The following is a 1,343-nucleotide window of genomic DNA, read 5'->3' on the forward strand; positions in this document are numbered from 1 at the left end:
GTGCAGCAGTGCCGAGATCGAGCACCGCGGATCCAGGTGCAGCGCCCCGGCAACGACCTCGATATGGTCGATGAAGCCCGATGCGCCCGGGCGCCACAGAACGGTGAGGCCGATACCTGCCAGGAATTCAGCGGCCTTCAGAACGTAGGGGCACCCAACCGAAAGGGAGGTCATCGTTACTGCACGACGTGCAAGCCGAGGGCCTCAGCTTCGCGCTGCGCCACTTCTGCACTGTCCCAGCAGCCAATCCAGAATTCGATGTCGTCCTTTGGCGCGACTGCAAACGCAGGAACATCGGGCGTGCATTCGGTCTGGTGATAGATCACCACATCGACGCCAGCGAGTAGGTATTGAGCCATCTGCTCGCGAGACTCTGGGAACACCTTGGCTACATGTCTTTTCTGCACTGAGTTGAGCATTGGTACCTCGTTCACCATCGCTGATTTTAGTGTTCGGAGCTGGCTTGAGAGTTGAAACGTCCGACCAACCCATTAAGTCGCCTGGCGCGCAGTGAGCCGCCCAAGCAGGCATCCTTGCATTGCGTTATTTCATCGCCGGCATTTCGCGCGCCCTCACGCCGGCGATTCACCAGCCTGGCGCTCGGGGCGGCGCCGGGTGATCAGGTAGCTCCCAGCCAGGGAAGAGATCACCAGGCTCCGTGCGCCATTTCCAGATCAAGCGTCGGTTGACCCCTAGTCTCTTGGCCAACTCGGCATCCGGCAGCTTTCCGAGAAGCTCGGCCACCTCGGCGGGCGGGCCATCGCGCTTCTCTTTCCATGTCAACATTGCGTGGCCTTCAGCATCGGAAGGAGGACGCTCGGCCGGCTTCACGAAGAGCCGAGGCGTGCCATGACATCCTGTTCTATATGCACGAGATACCCACCCAGCAGGCTTGCCGCGGGCTCATCAATGGCCTCTGCATCCAGCAAGCCGACCAGATAGCCTTTGGCGACCAGCGCAGCCTCAGTGGCTGCGGCTGGCGTTGGGCTTGCCGATACCGCGGCAAGCTGGCGGTACCAGTTTGCCTTGATACGCTCACTTAGCTCAGGAATCTGGGCTTCCCACGTAGCTTTAAACCCTTCAATGCCCATTCAACTCTCCATTACGTCTGCAGATGCGGATTCGCATCTTGATAGGGTCAACGGCCAATTAAGGCCTGTGGAAGGTACTTACATCGCGGAGATCTCGGCCAGGCATCAACGCCCTGCGCGACTAGGTCACCAAGCCACCGCTGGCTTCATGCCGGTGACTCGCCAACCTGGCGCTCAGGGCGGCGCCGGGTGATCAGGTAGTTCCCAGCCAGGGAAGAGATCACCAGACCAGCGAACAGTCCGACACCGGTC

The 1,343-nt window shown here is 60.3% G+C and carries 2 protein-coding genes; both read right to left on the bottom strand.

What is annotated here, in order from left to right; translation table 11 throughout:
* Positions 1-176: 176 nt before the first annotated feature.
* A complete protein-coding gene (locus BMZ43_RS25940) occupies positions 177-419 on the bottom strand; it encodes a hypothetical protein (protein ID WP_007163063.1) in 243 nt (80 codons plus the stop codon).
* Positions 420-827: 408 nt separating this feature from the next.
* A complete protein-coding gene (locus BMZ43_RS25945) occupies positions 828-1,091 on the bottom strand; it encodes a hypothetical protein (protein ID WP_007163064.1) in 264 nt (87 codons plus the stop codon).
* Positions 1,092-1,343 lie beyond the last annotated feature (252 nt).

Origin of the sequence: Pseudomonas sp. Snoq117.2 (genome assembly GCF_900110545.1) — a bacterium.
Lineage (GTDB): Bacteria > Pseudomonadota > Gammaproteobacteria > Pseudomonadales > Pseudomonadaceae > Chryseomonas > Chryseomonas benzopyrenica.

What these genes read in the sequence shown, in the direction of transcription:
- BMZ43_RS25940 (WP_007163063.1), bottom strand. Translation starts at nt 419, where the DNA reads ATGCTCAACTCAGTGCAGAAAAGACATGTAGCCAAGGTGTTCCCAGAG.
- BMZ43_RS25945 (WP_007163064.1), bottom strand. Translation starts at nt 1,091, where the DNA reads ATGGGCATTGAAGGGTTTAAAGCTACGTGGGAAGCCCAGATTCCTGAG.